This window comes from Paenibacillus sp. N22P23 (assembly GCF_059383735.1).
This window is the reverse complement of sequence record NZ_JBXENT010000001.1, coordinates 1,194,166-1,213,003: the sequence shown is the minus strand read 5'-3', so window position 1 is coordinate 1,213,003 and position 18,838 is coordinate 1,194,166. Positions and strand designations below refer to the sequence as shown.

The window sequence follows — 18,838 nt, the reverse complement described above, 5'->3', positions numbered from 1 at the left end:
CGATATCTGAGATTGTACAACGAGGAAATAGAGAGGATGAGAGAGATGGGACTGAGAGATTCGATGCTGCGCAATCGCTCGATCGAAGTGACTGCGGGAGGTTCGCAAAGCGACTATCCGGGCTTTACGTCGATGGCCATTCAGTTGGCGGTAGATGAAGCGACTAGCCACGGCGGAGGCATCGTGCGGTTGGATCAAGGCGTTTATGACGTGTACGGACCGATTCGGCTGACGGATCGGGTCACACTGGCCGGCGCCGGACCAGAGACGGTTTTGCGTAAGACGGACGGCTTCAAAAGCCCGTTCACAATCGACGCCGACTACGGGGAGTTGCGCGTGGAGGTGGCGGACGCCAGCGGCTTCCGCGTCGGAATGGGACTACAAATATTCGATGAATCGCAAAAATGGGGCTGGGACGAAAGCACGGCAATCATTAAAGCGGTGGATGGCAATGTGCTGCGCTTCGACCGGCATCTTGAGCGCGATTACCGCGCGGACGACGGCGGCATGGCAACAAACGCCTGCCCGATCATAGAGGCGGTGGACGTCGAACAGGTCCGCGTGCGCGACCTAGCGATCGACGGCAACAAGGCGGTCAACGAGCCGATCGGAGGCTGCCGAGCAGGCGGGATCTATCTGAAGAAGGCGCGCGACTGCATGATCGAGCGCGTCTTCGTGCGCGACTTCAATGGCGATGGCATTAGTTGGCAGATTACCGAGAATATCTCGGTGCTGCACTGCGACGTACGCGGCTGCACAGGATCGGGGCTGCATCCCGGTGCAGGCTCGCATTCCTCGCGTGTCAAGGATAATACTTGCATCAACAACGGCACAGCGGGGCTGTTCATCTGCTGGCGCGTCCAGTTCGGCGAGTTCGAGCGCAACGTGCTGGAACATAATGCCGTGTCGGGCATCTCTATCGGACATAAGGACTCCGACAACCGGTTCGCCGACAACGTCATACGCGGCAACGGGAATGGCGGCGTCTATTTTCGCCCGGAGAACGCGTCCAATGGGGCGAACCGCAACAAGTGGCTCCGCAACGTGATCGAGGACAACGACGGATTCGGATTCATCGTGAATGCCGGGTCCATCGACAATGAACTGAAGGATAATCTTATCCGCGATACGGGAGCGAGCCGGCAGACGGGGGACATCTGGCTGGCGGAAGGCGCAGATCGCTTCTTGACGTATCGGGAGTAGGCTTGAGAGACCACGTGAAGGAGTCATTGGAACATGACAAATAGACGAATAGAGTCTACCATCTCATATGCGCCTCAATCTCAGTATCACCGCCAATTTATTCGGCGGTGATTTAAACTAACATTTCGCTGGAGTTTATCGAAAGGCTCGTTAGTTCTTATTGAACTGGTAACCAAATTTCCATCTCATATTCAGTAGTTTCTTCTTTTCCGAACATATGAGCATTTACAATTTCAATTTCAGGCATTCCTTCTACTAATTTATAACCTTTCTCGTCAAATACTTTCCAAATCGCCCCATAGGTATTCGGGATTTCGTTTGAGGGACCAACATGTATAAATACTGTATATTTCTGCTTAGGAAAGGTATGTATAGTCATGCTTTTATCGATTGAGTCATAATTAACCGCTTCTAACTCAATTCCACACGTATAAAAGTAATGGTTACTTCTAGGTGGAAGGCAGATTCCAACAATTTTATCAGCATTTTTTTCAGTAATAAATTTTTTAGATTTCTCCCATAACGCTGGAATTGGATAGACAACATCATCACTCCATTTTCCTGCCGCGCTATAACCAACTAAAACAAACGATTCCTTTAGTATCTCATTAAACTCCACACTGGAACCCTCCTTATGATACTTCTCAACTTAAACTAATAATAGTAAATTAATATATGTTTATCTTGACTATTTCTGCTATTTCTGTAGAGGAGTATAAGGCTTTATCCGCGGCTTCCGTTCATAGAAGAGCTTCTTCCTAGGACCGTTTATCACTGTACATAAGAGCCGCTTGCAAAAGGCGATAATGCTCATCGTCCGGAATGACGGTTCCGTATGTGGAAGTGAAGGCAATGAACGAATAGGGCTCTATCTTGTCCTCTCAAGTTTTGGCCGGAAATCGGATATAAAAATGCAAGATAAGTCATTTATAGACTATATCCATGTCCTGAGCCACCATACAATATAGAAGGATGGATATACATACGCGATATGAAATGGGAGGATAAGGTGAAACAATTACCGGACGTTCAAATCGCTGCGGAGCAGATGTTGTTTTGTTGGAAAACCGATAAGGACCAGGCCGTACTTGAACGGGACGGTCGCATCGTGTGGCAAGGAAGTCTGCTTCCTTCTTTTGAGCTGGCGGATGAAAACGGACTGACTTCTTATACGGATGCGATTGCCTCGAATGTGTCGGCGCTTTCGGATTCTCGCTATGAGATCGCGCTTGAATTCGGCGAGTTTGGCAGAGGCTCCATTCAGGTGATTGCCGAAGCATGGGGAATCCGATTTGCCGATCTGGAAGTGGTATGGCATCAGCCGGTCTCTATCTTAGCACTCTATTTCGGAACGAAGCGAATGACGGACATGCAACGCAGGGCCGCGCCATCGCTGACCAAGCCTTTCTGGCCGAACTGGAAGGCGGAAGGGTACTGCCTGCCGTGCGCAGGCACGAATCCGACGCGCAGCTTTTGGCGTTTTTTTGATATGGGCGATGCCCTGCTGCCTCTCGGCAGCTTTGGCGATGCGATGGGGACGTCTTATGCGGCTGCTTACCCGAGGCCGCTGTATGCCGCGGCGATGGGAGGCCGTGACGGATGGATGTCGTTCGGACCCGGAGAGATCCCGGATGCGGCGCTATCGTTGCAGTTAAAGTCCGCCACCGCTTGTATGCAGTATTTATACAGGGAGGATTTGTGGGAAGCACCTGACCTGCTCAATCGAAGATGGAGCGAACCGCTCAGACTTGCCTGGGGGGTGAATGGATTCGATGCCTACGACCGGCTGTATCAAACCTTTCCGGTAAACGGTCCTAAATCGTCCATTCATGCGAAATCGTTTGTATGTACATGGGGCGATTTTAAGGAAGGGCAGTTTAATCTGAGGGCTATTACAGAACGGATTACTCGATCGGCTCCAGCCGATATGATCGTACTCGACGAATATTGGGAGACTTGCGACAGCAGCGGAATTCCGGACTATAACCGGTTTCCGGAGTTTGACCGAGATATTGCGCACATGCAGGCAGAAGGCTTCGAAATTGCAGTATGGCAGTCTATCGGCTGGATTGATCAGCCTGAGGCGTTCGGTCTGACCGATAGGGATCTGCTCTGCGGAGCGGACGGGAAGCCGAGGCTCTGGCGTTGGTCGGGCGATCCGATATACAGCCAGTCCTATCATTTCTGCTTGGATCCCAGCTCGGAGCGGACCAGGTCGTTTCTAACGGAGCGGACCAGGTCGTTTCTAACGGAACGGACCAGGTCCATCGTCAACCGGTTGAATCCCGTAGCGCTGAAGTTGGATTTCGGCTATGGCTTGCCCGGTCCGGACGTAAGCGTGCCGCGTCGTCCGGAATTCCGGGGAGAACGGCTTTGCTCGGAACTGCTCAAGATCATTACGTGTGCGGCTAAGGAAGCAAAGCCGGATATCACGATTATTTATTATGGCCTGCATCCGCTGCTTCACGACTATTTCGACGTAATCAATATCGATGATCTAGGCGACGCTGGAGACAGCGCGGAGTACGAGGCTCTTGGGCACAATCAGCGCTGCATGTGGTCGGCACTCGCCGCGCGCCGCGGCATGTTGATCAATACGTCGACAGGCTATTATTGGGACACGTTGGAGCAGATTTTGCTCAACACGGCCGTTGTCGGCACCAACGGCTTGACGCTCGGAGCTACCGATCGTACCGGCAAGGCGATGACCGCCTCGCAGCGGCTCCGCTGGCTTGCGCTCGACAAGTGGCGCAGGCGCGGAAGCGGATGGATTCCATTATGGCTAGACGCCGATTTCGGAGATGTGAGCCGCGAGCCGGTCATCCGATCATGGGGGCGGGTGGAATCGCATGCGGGCCCAGACAGGATAACCGCCCTTGCATTACGACATGCGTCAGGCGACGAAAAGGCTTTTCAGCAAGTGTCCGGTATCCGATTCACGGGGGACTGGGCGCTTATCGCTCAAGACGATAAGGATATCTTACATTGCTCCGAGCTGGCCTGTATCCCGTTTGCGCCTGGCACTCTTACCATTGAGGGAGCGTTCGAAGCCGTTATTGAATTCCGTCATACCGATGAGGGCGAAACGACAAAGGTTTCGACTTCCGATGATAGCGGAAAAGTGACTTTATGCATGAGCGAGATGGACCTGAATGAGATCGTCGGCGTTCTGTTAATACGAAAATAAATATATTAATCGAAAGGGGCTGGCCATGCGGCAGCCCCTTTGCCATGTGTTTTCCGGAAGAGTCGAACGCTTGGAATTGGAGATATATGGTCGTATTCCTGTCGAAAGCGCTTTATAATTAGGTGATGAGACTGATTTACTATAATACGATTGTTCGACATCGGAGAGGAGAAACTGCTCGAAATGAAAATTTTTCGGAAACCACAGTGGAAAATGACGATATTTCCGAAGCTGATCATTGCGTTCCTGCTTGTGGTCGCTCCGATCTACGGTATCGGTCTCGGGATGAACCAGCTGGGCGAGAAGAGCGTCCGCGAGGAATTGTCGAAATCGCTCAAGTCGAAGGTCGATTTCTACCTCAACTCGCTCGAGGTCGAAAATGAGCGGATGATGGGGCTGCTGCAGCAATACGCGCTTGACAAAGATATCCAGCATGCCACATTTATCAGCAATACGATGACGATCGGCGTATGGACGGAAACGGTGCAGCGCATTCAGGAAAAGCTGCAGCTGATCAAGAACTCGAGCCTCTACATCAAGACCGTAAACGCTCATATTCTGACGCTGAAGCGAACGATATCGAGCGACGAAACGATCAGCGACACGATTAATCCCGACTATGAGGCAGTCGCTACCGTATCCAAACTTCGGGGCGTCGGCCATTACTTCTGGAAAGACCGGCTGTTCATGGCGATCGCCTATCCGGGCTCCGATCTGCCGAATATGAAGGAAACCTTCGCGCTCTCGATCGAGATCAACCAGGAGATGATGAAGCAGTCGCTGCATAACTTCTCCGACTACAAGAATTCGGGGGCAATGCTGGTCGATCCGAAGAACGGCTGGATCTTGGGCAACCAATCGGACGAAGAACTCACGAAAGAACTTTCGAATTACTTGAAAAACCGTCCCGAGGGAAGCGCCGACGAAGATTATAAGCAAATCTCGGCGGGAAACAGCTCCTATTTTGTCGCCTATAAGCGCTCGCCTACGTTCGGCTACTATTTGATCGCCTACGTGCCTGCGGCCGAAATGCTCGGGCCGATCGACAAATACCGAATGCTGCTATGGCTGTTGTCGTTCGTCTCGCTCATCTTTATCGTCGCTTACTCTTACTGGCTATATCAGCTCATTCGGAAGCCTCTGCATCGGATGATCACCGGATTCCGCAAGGTGGAGGCGGGGATGATGGAGCCGATCCCGCTGCCGAAGACGCGCGATGAGTTCCTCTACTTGTTCCAACGGTTCAATATGATGACGGACAATCTGAAGGTGCTGATTCATGAAGTGTACGAGCAGAAGCTGCGCGCCCAGACATCGGAGCTGAAGCAGCTGCAGTCGCAGATCAATCCGCACTTCTTGTACAACACTTATTTTATTCTATACCGCTTGGCGAAGATGAACGATAATGACAGCGTCATCCAGTTCAGCCAGCACCTCGGCGAATACTTTCAATATATTACTCGCAACGGCTCCGATGATGTGCCGCTCGAAGCGGAGATTAAACACTCCCGCACCTATGTGGAAATTCAGAATATCCGCTTCGCCAAGAGCCGCATTACCGTGGAGTTCGGCGAACTGCCCGCAGGCTGCGGCGACATGCGCGTTCCGCGGCTCATCCTGCAGCCGTTCATCGAGAACGCGTACCAATACGGGCTCGAGACCAAGCGCAGGGACGGCAGAATAGGCGTGACGATGATCGAGCAGGATGGCAAATTGCTCATGTCGGTCGAGGATAACGGAGAGAAGCTGACGAACGCCGACTTACAGTCGATCGAAGCGAATCTAGTGAATCAGAGAGCCGATATGGAGTACACCGGTATGCTGAACGTTCACCGCCGCTTGATCATTCGGTTTGGCAGCGAGTTCGGCGTTTCCGTCGCCCGCGGCGAAATGGGCGGCATGAAAGCGACGCTGAAGCTGCCGATGCCCCAGTCCCTGAGCAAAGCTGCTGAACCCTTAAATACCAATGACGCGAGAGGAGAGTGACAGCATGTACCGTCTGTTGATCGTGGACGACGAGCCGATTATCGTCGAAGGTTTAAGCGAGCTATTCTTGCAGTCTGAATATCCATTGGAGGTCTATCAGGCGTTTGATGGCATGGAAGCATTTGCGATCGCGAGGAAGCTGCGCATCGACATTCTGCTGACGGATATCGAGATGCCGGAGATGAACGGTATAGAGCTGCAGAGGGAGGTGCTGCGTCTATGGCCGCGCTGCAAGTCGATTTTTCTAACCGGTTATAACGAGTTCGATTATATCCAGTCGTCGATTCGCGGGGGAGCGATCGATTACGTCCTGAAGACGGAAGGAGACGATCCGATCATCTCCTCGGTCGAGAAGGCCATCCGCGTCATTGACGAGGAAGTGACCTACGAAGGGCTAATCGAGAGTGCTCGCTCGTCGCTTAAGCTGGCCCTGCCGGCGCTGCGCAAGGAGTATTTGACCGGTCTGCTGGAAGGGGAAGCTTCTTCGTTCGCCGTCCGGAAAGAGCGGTTCGCCCAGTTCGAAGTGCCGCTCGATCCCGAATTGCCGGTCGTCATGGCCGTTGGACGGATCGATCGGTGGCGCGAGGATGCGACGGGAGGCGATAAAGTGCTGTTCGCCTATTCGATCAATAACATCTTCGAAGAATTTTTCGCGCATGAATTCGAATTGACGCATTTCAGAGGCGATCACGAACGGCTGATCTGGCTGTTGCAGCCGAAGGCAGAATCTGGGCATCGTCACGCGATCGCCGGTAAACCGCAGCTGCACGCGGCTTCCGCCTCGGATCCCAATCCTGAAGCTGCCCTGCACGCTTACTTGCTTGGGATGCTCGAATCCGTGCAGACTGCCTGCAGCCATTACTTGAAGCTCACGTGTTCCTTCGTCGTCTCCGGCGAGCCGTTCGAATGGGACATGCTCGCGCCTAAATACGAGCGGCTGTCGCAGTTGTTCGGCCGCGGGCTTGGACTCGGCAGCCAAATGCTGCTGTCGGACGACCGGGCGAAGTCAAGCGGAGACGAGGAAGCGCGAAGCAAGGTCAAGCGCATCCGGCTGCTCGACCAATACTTGATGCAGAAGGAACGGGCGAAATTCGAGCAGCTGTTTGATGGGATTTCGGAAGCCGTAGGCGAGTCGGCGACGCTGGAGGCGGGCTTGCCGCTCGAGGTATACTACGAGCTTGCCGCGATCTTCATCCCGCATTTGAATCGGTTCGAGGCGCTGGGCGCAGCCGACGGACATGCCATCTCGGGAAAGCTGTTCTCGATCCGGGAGCATCGTTCGTGGAGGGAAGCTTCCGACTTTTTCCGCGAGCTGGCGGATTTGTTGTTCGAACGCATGGATGGCGGAAACGAGCAAGAGACGAGCGAAGTCGTGGAACAGATTCATCGGTACGTGGAGAAGAACATCGACGGGGATCTGACGCTGAACCGTCTGGCCGAGCATGTCTACTTGACGCCTTTTTACCTCTCCAGATTGTATAAACAGAAGACGGGGCATAACATCAGCGACTATATCACGAGGACGAGAGTCGATAGAGCGAAGCGGCTGCTCGGCGAGAGCGCGCTTAAAATTCATGAAGTAGGCATGCGGATCGGATACGATTCGCCGTCCTATTTCACCCGTTTATTCAAAAAAGCAACCTTGTTGACCCCTCAGGAATACCGTGATTCGCTGAAATAGATATAAAAGGATAAGGAATGTAATTCCTTTATTATATTCTTGGCGTCTTTCTGACTGCATAATGAAAGCGTAGCACATTTTGATGCAGAATTTAGGGGGGAAAGCAGCTGATGTCGACAAATACGAAAGCGAAAGCAAAATCGAAAGTGAAAGGCTCGGCCATACTTTCATTACTGCTTATCATGATTACTGTCACAGCATGTAGCGACAACAACAACGGCAACAAATCTTCTAACGCGAACAGTACGCCAAACGCAAGCTCAAGCGCCAATACAAGCGATAATGCAAGCACGAGCGAAAATGCAAACGCAAGCCCGGCAGCAACCACTCCCGACGGCCCGACCGGCAAATACGATCCGCCGATCGAAGTCACGACGGTGCGCGCTGTCAGTTCAGCCGCGGAGCTGCCGCCCGGTGACGACTACGACTCCAACATTTGGGTCAAGACGTTCCAAGAAGATCTTGGCATTCATTTGAAGAACGCATGGAAAGTAAACGCCGAGCAGTATCAGAACAAGGTTGCCGTAACGATGGCATCCGGCGATATGCCGGACTTTATGGAAGTCGATGCTCAGCAGTTCCAGATCCTCGTAGAAGCCGGGACGATCGCCGATTTGACCGATGCCTATAACACGTACGCTTCCGATATGACGAAGGGCTCGATGGAAGCCAACAACGGCGTGAGGCTCAAAGCGGCAACAACGGCGGACGGCAAACTCATGGGTATTCCGTCAGACGGCGGAGATATCACCGATACTCAGCTCATCTATATTCGCAAAGACTGGCTTGCCAATGTGGGGCTTGAAGCGCCGAAGACGATGGAGGATGTCGTTAATATCGCCTTGGCGTTCACGAAGAAGGATCCGGACAAGAACGGCAAGAACGATACGTACGGATTAAGCCTCGACTTGAGTCTATTCAATGGCTGGTCCGGACTTGACGGCTTCTTCAACGGCTACCACGCCTATCCGTTTAATCCGACCAAGGGCTCGGCCACGAGTCTGAACTTTATTAAAGATGCGGACGGCAAGGCACAGTGGGCCGACACGCAGCCGGAAGTGAAGACCGCTCTCGGCAAGCTGGCTGACCTGTTCAAGCAAGGCGCGATCTATCCGGAATTCAGCGTCATCGACGGCATGAAGTCCGCAGAGCTCGTCACATCCGGCAAAGTCGGCATGACGTTCGGCGCGTTCTGGGTGCCGACTTGGCCAATCAATAATATGTACAATGACGTTCCCGGCTCGGATTGGGGCATCTATCCGCTCGTATCATCCGATGATCAACCGGCGCTCTCGCAAAGCATGACCGGATTGCCTTCGCACTTCTATGTCGTAAGCAAGAAGGCCGAACATCCGGAAGCTCCTATCTTGATGTTGAACACGTATATTGAAAAGCTCTACGGAAACTTCGACAAAAATTACCACACGGTTACGGTAGACGGCAAGGACTTCGGCGTCTTCGGTCTTTCCCCGGTACGCGGAGGCATGCCGGGCAACAACCCGAAAGCGGCTGCCGCGGTTCAAGCAGCTAAGCAAGCCGGCGACACATCCACGCTGAACGACGAACAGAAGCAATATTACGATCAGGTGGCCAAATTCGAAGCCGGCGACAAAACCATGTGGGCTGCGAACAAACTTTGGTCTGCTGACGGGGTATTCAGCCTCCTTGGCCAGTACAGCGACAACAACCAGGTCTTCCAATCGGCATACGTAGGCAATCCGACGACGACGATGATCGCCAAAGGTCCTTCGCTTCGCGACGAAGAAGTCAAGATGATCACCTCAATCATCATGGGCTCCAAGCCGCTCGATTACTTCGACGAGTGGGCGGCAAACTGGCTGAAATCCGGCGGTCAGGAGATTCTCGACGAAGTCAACGCAAGCGGTCAGATTCGATAAGACGTATGAGGGGGGGAGGGGCTAACCGCTAGCCGCTACCCTTTCTTTGTATCATGGCAGGAGGGGAATCGATTGAGCCGCAGAAATTGGAGATTGGAATGGCCGCTGCATCTGATGCTCGTTCCGGGTCTGATGGCTGCGTTGATATTCAGCTACGGCCCGATGGTCGGCATCGTTATCGCATTCGAGAATTTTATTCCGGTTAAAGGGATCTTTCACTCCGAGTGGGTCGGATTCGAACATTTCAAGTATATCTACCACTTGTCCGAAACAAGGGATGTTCTAAGGAATACGGTATTCATCGGATTCATGAAAATCGTCGGCGGACTGTTCGCGCCGCTCATAACCGCGCTTCTACTGAACGAGATCCGAATCAAGTACTTCAAGCGCTCCGTCCAAACGATCATTTATATGCCGCACTTTCTATCTTGGGTCATTATGGCCGGTATCTTGCTGGATGTGCTCTCTCCGACGTCCGGGATCATGAATCAATTTCTCGCGTGGCTGGGGTTTGATAAAGTGTTCTTCCTTGGCAACGATAAGTGGTTCCCTTACGTGCTGGCGGGAACAGACGTATTGAAGGAATTCGGGTTCGGAACGGTCGTTTACCTGGCCGCCATCACCGCGGTCAATCCTTCGCTGTATGAAGCCGCTGTCCTGGATGGGGCTGACCGATGGAAACAAACGCTTCACGTAACGATTCCCGCGATCTTTCCGGTCACGATTTTGCTAACAACGCTCGCGCTCGGCAACGTTCTGAACGCCGGCTTCGACCAAGTCTACAACCTGTACAGTCCGGCCGTCTATTCAACCGGCGACATTCTCGACACTTACGTATATCGGATCGGACTGGCCAGTGCCCAATATGGAGTGGCGACCGCCGTTGGACTGTTCAAGTCGGTGATCTCGCTCATCCTCATCTCGTTGTCTTATATCGCGGCTTACCGTTTCGCGAATTATCGCATCTTCTGATAAGCGGCAAGGAGGTTAGTCATGATTCAATCCTACACATGGAGTCGCAAGCTGTTCGTAGGTTTCAACTATACGGTGCTTGTGGTCTTGTCTCTTATCTGTCTACTGCCTTTGGTTAACGTCTTCTCCGTTTCCTTAAGTTCGGCCGCCGCGATCGAAGCGGGCAAAGTGACCTTATGGCCGGTCGACTTCACGATGAAGGCTTACGAATTCGTCGCGAGGAAGGATGAGTTTCTGATCTCGATGGGCATATCGGCGCAGCGCGTGGCGCTTGGCGTCGCCATTAACATGCTGTTAACGATTCTCACGGCCTATCCGCTGTCCAAGGAAGCGGCGAACTTGAAGTTCCGGACGGGATATGCCTGGATTTTCGTCTTCACGATGTTGTTCTACGGCGGATTAATTCCATCCTATATGGTCGTACGGGAATTGCATTTGATAGACAGCATATGGGCGCTTGTCCTTCCAGGGGCGCTGCCGGTATTCAATGTCATTCTGATGCTCAACTTCTTCAGGGGCTTGCCGAAGGAGCTGTCGGAGTCGGCGTTCATCGACGGCGCCGGACATTGGCAGACGCTCTGGCGCATTATCGTGCCGCTCTCGATGCCGTCAATCGCAACGGTAACGCTGTTCGCGATCGTCACGCATTGGAACGAATGGTTCCACGGGCTCATCTATATGAACGATCCTATCCACTATCCGCTTGCCAGCTACTTGCAGACCATTGTCGTCCGGATGGATATGTCTACCATATCCGACCCTGCGATGATTCTATTGTTATCGCAGTTGAACGATCGCTCGGTGCGCGCTGCCCAAATTTTCCTCGGCATGGTGCCGGTGCTATGCGTCTATCCGTTCCTGCAGCGGTATTTCATGAGCGGCATGACGCTTGGAAGCGTCAAGGAGTAAGGTGTTGCAAGGTAAGCCGTCCTTTTCTTCGGAGCAGGGCGGTTTTATTTGAGACGGGGAGGAGATCGAACGATGTTATTTGAACGTTACGGCACGTCGCGACTTGAAGAGCTTGGCTTTGGAGAGGGCCCATACGCGCCGTTCCCGAAGGCGGAAGACCGCGAAACCTGGGGATCGATCTCATCTGAGAAAAGAGAGAGTTGGCTGCGGCTTGCGGACCGTTATGCGGATTATGGGTGGCCGGCAATTAAGGTGTCGGACTATCGCGCCTATTGGACGAGCGGTGACTTGTCGCGCCTCAGTCTCGCCTACTTCGAACGGAGAAGCGTGCTCGGCATTCTCGTCATCGCCGAATGCATGGAAGGCGAAGGCCAATTTGTAGATCAAATTTTAAACGGGATTTTCGCCATCTGTGAGGAGACGACCTGGGTGCCCCCGGGCCATCGCAGCCACTGGAAGGAATTCGATAAGCAAGAGAGCATCCCTAGTAATACGGAATACGGAGTCGAGCTGTCATCTGTGGAAACGGCGCGGCTTCTCCTGTGGACCCGCTATTTGCTTGGAAGCAAGTTCGAAGCGATCAGCCCAAGAATTAACGAGCGTATCGTCCGGGAGGCGAAGGGGCGGGTACTGACGCCATACCTTGAGCACGATGATTACTGGTGGCAAGGCTTCACTCCCGGCGAACGGATCAACAACTGGAATCCGTGGTGCAACGGCCCGGTGCTGGCGGGATTCCTGCTCATCGAGGAAGATCCGGAGGTCAGAAGCGCGGGAATCGCCAAGGTGATGAGAAGCCTCGACGCGTTCATCGCGACTTATCCGGCAGACGGCTGCTGCGACGAAGGACCGTCTTATTGGAGCGCGGCGGCGGGCGGCTTATATGAATGTCTGGAGATGCTGTCGCTGGCGTCACAAGGACGTTTCGACATTTTCGGGGAGCAGATCGTTAAGGATATTGGCGCTTATATGCCCAAAGTACACATTCATGGCGATTATTACGTCGCTTTCGCCGATTGCGATGCAAAGGCGAGTCCGGCAGGCGGGGGCATATATCGCTACGGTGTTAGCGCGGGGGATGAGTCGCTCGTCCGTCTCGGCGCCAGCTTGCCGCCAAGCGGCGATCCGAGCACGCGAATTTGGTTTAACCTATACGGTTATGCGCGGGATTTGTTCGTCGAGAAGGAGAGGCTTGCGCAAGAAGGGAAGGCGCCTTATATGCGGGACGCCTGGTTCGGCGTTACCCAAGTGATGACTGCAAGGGAGCAGGAAGGCACCCAGCATGGCTTGTACGTCGCGGCCAAAGGCGGCAGCAACGAAGAGGCGCATAACCATAACGACGTCGGCAGCTTCCTCGTGTTCGCCGACGGTTATCCGCTGCTCATAGATCTAGGCACTGAGGAATACAAGGCGCAGACGTTCAGCACGCGGCGTTATGAGCTTTGGTATTTGCAATCGCAGTACCATAACCTGCCGACGGTGCGCGGGGTGCTGCAGCATTGCGGCAGGCGGTACAAGGCGCGCTATGCGGAATATTCGCAGCAAGGGGCCCGCTCCGAGCTGAGAATGGACATCGCCGATGCATATCCGGAGGAAGCCGGCATCGCGGCTTGGGAGCGTACGGTTCGGTTGGATCGGGACGGCAACCCCTCTGTGACGGTGGGTGACGTATTTACCATGAAGGATGGTGCTCCTGCGGAAATGTTCCATTCTTTGATTACACCTTGCGAGCCTATTATCGGGGGCGAGGGCAGCGGCGAGATCCTGCTGACTTACGCTCCTGGCAAACAGGCGGTCATCCGCTACGACGCCGAGCATCTTCGTGCGCGAAGCGAGAAGATCGATTACATGGAAAGCCGACTGAAAAGAAACTGGGGCGACTGCATGTATCGCATCGTTCTGGAGGAACGGCAGCCGGTCGCTGCCGGCGAGAGAACGATCGTCGTAACGCTCGATCGCGGCTGATCCGATCGTGCCTAACGCATCCGCTCTCGAAGTCGCTATTCCACCGCGGGACGGGATGAATCGTATATGTCGAATGTATCGGACCATTCGCCGGAAGTTGATGCATCGCGCACGCGGCGGAAAGATATATGAGGCTTGTCGACCATTACAGAGAGGCGTTCCTGGACCGAGTCGGATTCAAGTGCGGTTAGCGCCTGGTACCTGGTTGACAGACAAAACAACGAGGCAAAGGGAGAGCGATAATAGAAGAGCGCACTGAACGTTATTTACAAGATCAAGGACGGCATTCGCACCAAAAACCCGAGGCTCGAAGTGGTGGAGACGCGCTATTTGATTTGTTTCTCCTGCGATTGAATTTCCATAGTAGAGCGTCCTCCAGGATGATGGGATTTTAAGGGCTATGACCCGTTGCGTGCGCCCATCGCTCCCGAGGGCGCTTTTCTATTTTTAAAGACGAAATTAACGGAATGCTAACGAGCAGATTAGCGTAATAAAAGTAAAAATGTGGTATGAATTATGTATCGGAAAGGATTGGTAAAAATGTGCCAGTTAGGAGATGGTTATACGTGCTCAGAATATGGGGAAAAGTCACATTCAGAAATTATATCATCGTATTCATTGCAGCAGTAGTCATGTTAAGTGGTTTCATAATGAATAGTACGAGAGTATCGGCATGCGATTATTCTCCAGGCTATATTATCGAGCCCCGAGCGGAATCGAATGTGTTTGTCGGTAAGGTGCTTGAAGTTCGATATAATGATAGCACTGGTGGAAAAGACGTTTATTTTGAAGTGTTAAAGGTGGAGAAAGGTAACGTAAAAGCATTAATCAAAGTATGGACACCCTATTCAGATTTCGCCTGTGGTGTTGATTTCAAGGCTGGGGAAATGTATTACGTGATAACAATGTTCAATAAGAGAATTTCAACTTCTCCAAATCAAGTCTCTGTTACTACCACTAGACGTTTATTCCCCCCTGAGAAAATAAGCGAAAACGAAAAAATCGAAGGTGAATTACTTTTAGACAACTTCCGAAAACGATCTGATGCATCAGTCTCCATTAATGGAGAGGATGTAGCTATAGCTGGACCGAACGATATTTTCTATGTAAATAAAGATAACCGGGTTATGTTCCCTTTAACCGAAGGATTGATGAATAGGTTTGGAATTGAATATGTCTTAAGTGACGACAAAGTAACAGTGAAATATAAAGAGTTGGAGTATACATATGCGGTTGGGTTCGACACCGTAGTTATCGGTGAGAGAGAAAGCTTTATGGATACCGTAATGGAACATTATGATGGCATCACTTTTATTCCTGCACAACAGGTTGCAGAAATTATTGGAGCAACATTGTCTTGGGACAATAAACTAAAAAAAATAAATGTATACTTTTAATAGGCGCCTTGAAAAGTCGATGATAGACGTCATGAAGAAGTTAGTAGAGGTGTGCGAAGTGTACTTAGACTATGGTTATGGGGGATTGGAATTGAACAAACAAAATAAAAACATAGTTTACCTGATATCGGGTCCTCTCGGGGTTGGTAAATCAACGACTACGAAAGAACTTGCACGAAATGTTGAGCAATGCGTTCTTATTGAGGGAGATGTTCTCCTTGATCTGTTAAATGACGAATTATCACTTTCGTGGGAAGAGCGCTTACGACTCACATGGAAAAATATACTGGCTTTGACGAGGAATTCCTTGCAGCATGATTTAAATGTCATTATTGACTTTGTTGTTGAGGAGGAACTTGATTGGTTTTGTAAACATTTATCCGACTTAGAAGATGTAAGTTTGAAATATGTTGTACTTAAAGCTAATAAAGAAAAAATAATCGAAAGGTTAAAAAATCGAGGGGATATAGATTCCTTAGAACGTTCTTTGTTTTTATTGAACAAAATGGAGAGCTCACCTTCAACTAACAAATATAGTTATGACACTACTCTTAAACAACCCTCAGAAACGGTAGAAGAAGTCATCAAAAGCGCTCGCTTCTATGTGGCTATTGAAACCTATTAGATTAAACTAACGTTCTTTTTATCCTGGTGAAATCGGTACGGGAATACTCATCTTCTCTTTAAATATTGAATTATCTGCCGGCCCAGGCCACAGAGACTTGACATTTGTTACGGGTGACTTCCCTCCATTAACTGATGTTGTAACGGGTCAGATTCGGTAAAAGGCGCAGGATAGTGGAGTGACAATATGGAATAACTTTATAGTTTGATATGATTTCACGTGAGGTTTTTTCTTTGTCTCTGAATTTCCCGTATTTGGAACAGGATGCAATCATCGACGATCAACATTCTGATTAAGCTAATAAATAACGAAAGCTTAGGAGATTGCTACTCGGGAGATAATTGGAAAATCAGGAGGGTTCGCATGGATATCCAGCTAAATATGGATAGGATTCTGGTCTTTTCCCTGATATTGATGTTATTTGTTGCATCAATTATCTATCATGTGAGAAAAAGCAAGAAATAGAAAGAAATAGAAATTAAGCTAAAGAGAACGTTAGTTGAACAAAACAAGGAGCAGTTTGCCGGCGGCAGCTGCTCCTTGTTTTGTCGAAGTAACGGGCTACTCCCGCAATTGGAAATATTTTACTACATTGAAGATAAACACATAGTTCAACTTTGGTTCAGTTTCATAGATTAACATAAACATAATAGAAAGGAGTGAATTTTATGCCATTCACAACAGGATGGGTCACCAATACACGTGATTTTGGAACAGCTGCAACAAACATTGTAATAAATATGAAAAATGCTGATCAAGTTGATTCAGCAACAATCATTGTGCAAGTACTTGGTTCGGTTGATTCCTCTAGTTTTGTTCCCGTTTATGCACAATCATTTATATTAGCTCCAAATACCAGTCAAGTTATGACGTATTTTATTGCTGGTAATGTTGCCTATGAAGTACAATATGATCTCATGCTATTAAGTAATCAAGGTGTTATATCTGTTTTCGGGATTGACGAATTTGGGAATCTCGTAACTAACCAACGGTATTCAACACCTGAATTCACTTTTATATTCCAATTAGATCCCTTAACTTAGATTAAGCAACTTAATACTTGATCGCTTTTCAATGTTTCTACAACAAGTCCAGCAGCTTCTGGTGAAAAGTTCTATCTGTAGAGGACAAGAACATATATCCTTTAGATGCCGCGTTTCTCGCTTCCAGTGTGTCGAGAAACCCACGTTTGATATAATTGTACACCCGCGATGAGCGCATGCTTTGTCGTATTCCAACTCTAACGGTTGTGAAAGTGGTTATTTGGCATAAATAGACCCTTTTCATATTGTAACGGTTGCCAGCGAGCTTATTTGAATATTTTCCACTAGGAATCGACCCATTTGCTGCAAATAACGTCTGTCACAACCGTTAGCCTTTCAATAAGGCTTATTTTCATCAAATAGCCACGCTGACAACCGTTAAAAATTTTGTTCATAAAGCATATTAAAATAGCTCTTATGACCGTAGCAGTACAAAACATGAAGAAGATCGCCCTCCATCTAGAAAGGAGGTCGAAGGAGGCTTAACGGCTCTCGACATTCTGGCCGCGGTTCACGCGGCTTTTTTATTTTATGGATACAACTTCTTGTCCTTTCCAATAGACAAGAAGTTGTATTGTTCTCCAATAACGGACACAAAGAAGATTCCTTAGCCGTAGTGGCTAAACTATACGGGATGATGCTCGCTTTTACATTATAAAATACATCTTAATGTCCCAAAATTCGGCATTACGAGAAACGTCCTGTAAAGAATGATTACAATCATTTATAACCTGACACATGGCTGGGAAGAAGCATGAAACCATGGTATGGTAAAACCATTCCTGTGAAAGGTAGTGGTCGATGTGACTACAACAACCCTAATTTTTTATGAAGGCAGCCAATTGTTTTGGTGAATTTCGCAACGGTATCAATGTAATGACTAACGGTCAGTTAACACTAATGATTTTCACCCAATATCAGGGAGGTCATCAATATATGCAACGACCCCAAATATGGCACTATGGCCTTGTCGCGCGGGCGCATGCCGAATTGTGGACGGAAGCTGGTCCGGAAGCGGCGTACTACAAGAAGCTGATCGAGACGTCCGGACAACCGGCGCTTGATCTGGGCTGCGGTAGTGGACGCTTGTTGCTCCTCTTTTTGCAAGCTGGTCTGGATGTGGATGGCTGCGACTACTCGGAGGATATGCTTGCAGTCTGCCAGGAGCGAGCAGCAAAGCAAGGCCTTTCACCTCGACTCTATGCGCAGGCAATTCACGAGTTGGATCTGCCCCAGCGATACAGGACGATATTTGCATGCGGGGTGATTGGTCTCGGTGGAGAGCATCGTCTGACTATGCAAGCAATGCAGCGATGTCATGAGCATCTACGTCCAGGCGGCACGTTCGCATTCAACTATGCGGTGCGATGGAACGATCCGCCCGCTTGGCTGGCGAGGTTGCCTGAGTACAGGCGGGCTGAACCCGAGGGATGGCCTGCATCCAGTGAGCGCCAGATCCTGGCCGATGGCACGGAGCTGGAAGTAGCTGCCCGGACACTTGAGACAGATCCCTTGGAGAACGTCGCCACCCGTCAGATGCGAGTCCGGCTGTGGCACGAAGGAGATCTAATCAAGGAGGAAGTTCACACGCAAAGGGCGGAAGACTTTACGAAGAACGAGTTGGTGCTGATGCTTGAGCGCGCAGGCTTCAGCGACCTACAGATATTTGGAGATTTCAGCGACGAACCAGCTAACGCAGACCACAAAGACCTGATTTTTATCTGCCGAAAGTAAAGCTATAAATTAGCAATAAAGTAAAGGAAGCAAAAGCCGCTTACTGGACGAAAACCCGGCAAGCGGCTTTAATCTTAATTTAGATGAGGGAATGCGCTGCTGCTGCCCTGCATCTGCGACAGATAAGCAATCCGGTTATCGGCGATCTTTCCTTTGTTTGGAACAATAATTGACGGACGACAAGAACATCTATACAACGGAAGTCGCATAAACTGCGGCTTTTTTATTTTTTATATCG

General features: G+C 50.4%; 13 protein-coding genes. 12 read left to right on the top strand and 1 reads right to left on the bottom strand.

Going from position 1 to position 18,838, the window contains the following annotated elements:
• The first annotated feature begins 45 nt into the window (after positions 1-45).
• Positions 46-1,203 carry a right-handed parallel beta-helix repeat-containing protein gene (locus AC506A_RS05815; RefSeq protein WP_495460022.1) on the top strand — a complete coding sequence of 386 codons (1,158 nt, stop codon included), beginning with the start codon at positions 46-48 and terminating at the stop codon, positions 1,201-1,203.
• 157 nt (positions 1,204-1,360) lie between these two features.
• Here the strand turns inward: AC506A_RS05815 and AC506A_RS05810 are convergent, their stop codons facing one another.
• Complete coding sequence (locus AC506A_RS05810) at positions 1,361-1,822, bottom strand: GyrI-like domain-containing protein (RefSeq protein WP_495460021.1); 462 nt, start codon at positions 1,820-1,822, stop codon at positions 1,361-1,363.
• Between the two features lie 390 nt (positions 1,823-2,212).
• Here AC506A_RS05810 and AC506A_RS05805 point away from each other — a divergent pair, with 390 nt between their 5' ends.
• From AC506A_RS05805 to AC506A_RS05755, 11 genes are all read left to right on the top strand, one after another.
• Positions 2,213-4,390, top strand: coding sequence for a hypothetical protein (locus AC506A_RS05805; RefSeq protein WP_495460020.1), 2,178 nt, complete (start codon positions 2,213-2,215; stop codon positions 4,388-4,390).
• Between the two features lie 183 nt (positions 4,391-4,573).
• Complete coding sequence (locus AC506A_RS05800) at positions 4,574-6,376, top strand: sensor histidine kinase (protein WP_495460019.1); 1,803 nt, start codon at positions 4,574-4,576, stop codon at positions 6,374-6,376.
• A 4-nt stretch (positions 6,377-6,380) separates the two neighbouring features.
• Positions 6,381-8,057 (top strand): response regulator, encoded by a 1,677-nt coding sequence (locus AC506A_RS05795; protein ID WP_495460018.1) that lies wholly within the window; start codon positions 6,381-6,383, stop codon positions 8,055-8,057.
• Positions 8,058-8,167: 110 nt separating this feature from the next.
• Complete coding sequence (locus AC506A_RS05790) at positions 8,168-9,955, top strand: type 2 periplasmic-binding domain-containing protein (protein WP_495460017.1); 1,788 nt, start codon at positions 8,168-8,170, stop codon at positions 9,953-9,955.
• A gap of 72 nt (positions 9,956-10,027) precedes the next feature.
• Positions 10,028-10,927, top strand: coding sequence for an ABC transporter permease (locus tag AC506A_RS05785; RefSeq protein ID WP_256256450.1), 900 nt, complete (start codon positions 10,028-10,030; stop codon positions 10,925-10,927).
• Between the two features lie 21 nt (positions 10,928-10,948).
• Positions 10,949-11,836, top strand: coding sequence for a carbohydrate ABC transporter permease (locus AC506A_RS05780; protein WP_495460016.1), 888 nt, complete (start codon positions 10,949-10,951; stop codon positions 11,834-11,836).
• A 72-nt stretch (positions 11,837-11,908) separates the two neighbouring features.
• Positions 11,909-13,801 carry a heparinase II/III domain-containing protein gene (locus AC506A_RS05775; RefSeq protein ID WP_495460015.1) on the top strand — a complete coding sequence of 631 codons (1,893 nt, stop codon included), beginning with the start codon at positions 11,909-11,911 and terminating at the stop codon, positions 13,799-13,801.
• A gap of 650 nt (positions 13,802-14,451) precedes the next feature.
• Positions 14,452-15,198, top strand: coding sequence for a stalk domain-containing protein (locus AC506A_RS05770; RefSeq protein WP_495460014.1), 747 nt, complete (start codon positions 14,452-14,454; stop codon positions 15,196-15,198).
• Positions 15,199-15,289: 91 nt separating this feature from the next.
• The gene (locus AC506A_RS05765) at positions 15,290-15,823 is read left to right on the top strand and encodes a P-loop nucleotide/nucleoside kinase family protein (RefSeq protein ID WP_495460013.1); all 534 of its coding nucleotides are present in this window, start codon (positions 15,290-15,292) and stop codon (positions 15,821-15,823) included.
• Positions 15,824-16,491: 668 nt separating this feature from the next.
• A complete protein-coding gene (locus AC506A_RS05760; protein ID WP_495460012.1) occupies positions 16,492-16,866 on the top strand; it encodes a hypothetical protein in 375 nt (124 codons plus the stop codon).
• A 936-nt stretch (positions 16,867-17,802) separates the two neighbouring features.
• The gene (locus AC506A_RS05755; protein ID WP_495460011.1) at positions 17,803-18,600 is read left to right on the top strand and encodes a class I SAM-dependent DNA methyltransferase; all 798 of its coding nucleotides are present in this window, start codon (positions 17,803-17,805) and stop codon (positions 18,598-18,600) included.
• The last annotated feature ends 238 nt before the right edge of the window (positions 18,601-18,838 follow it).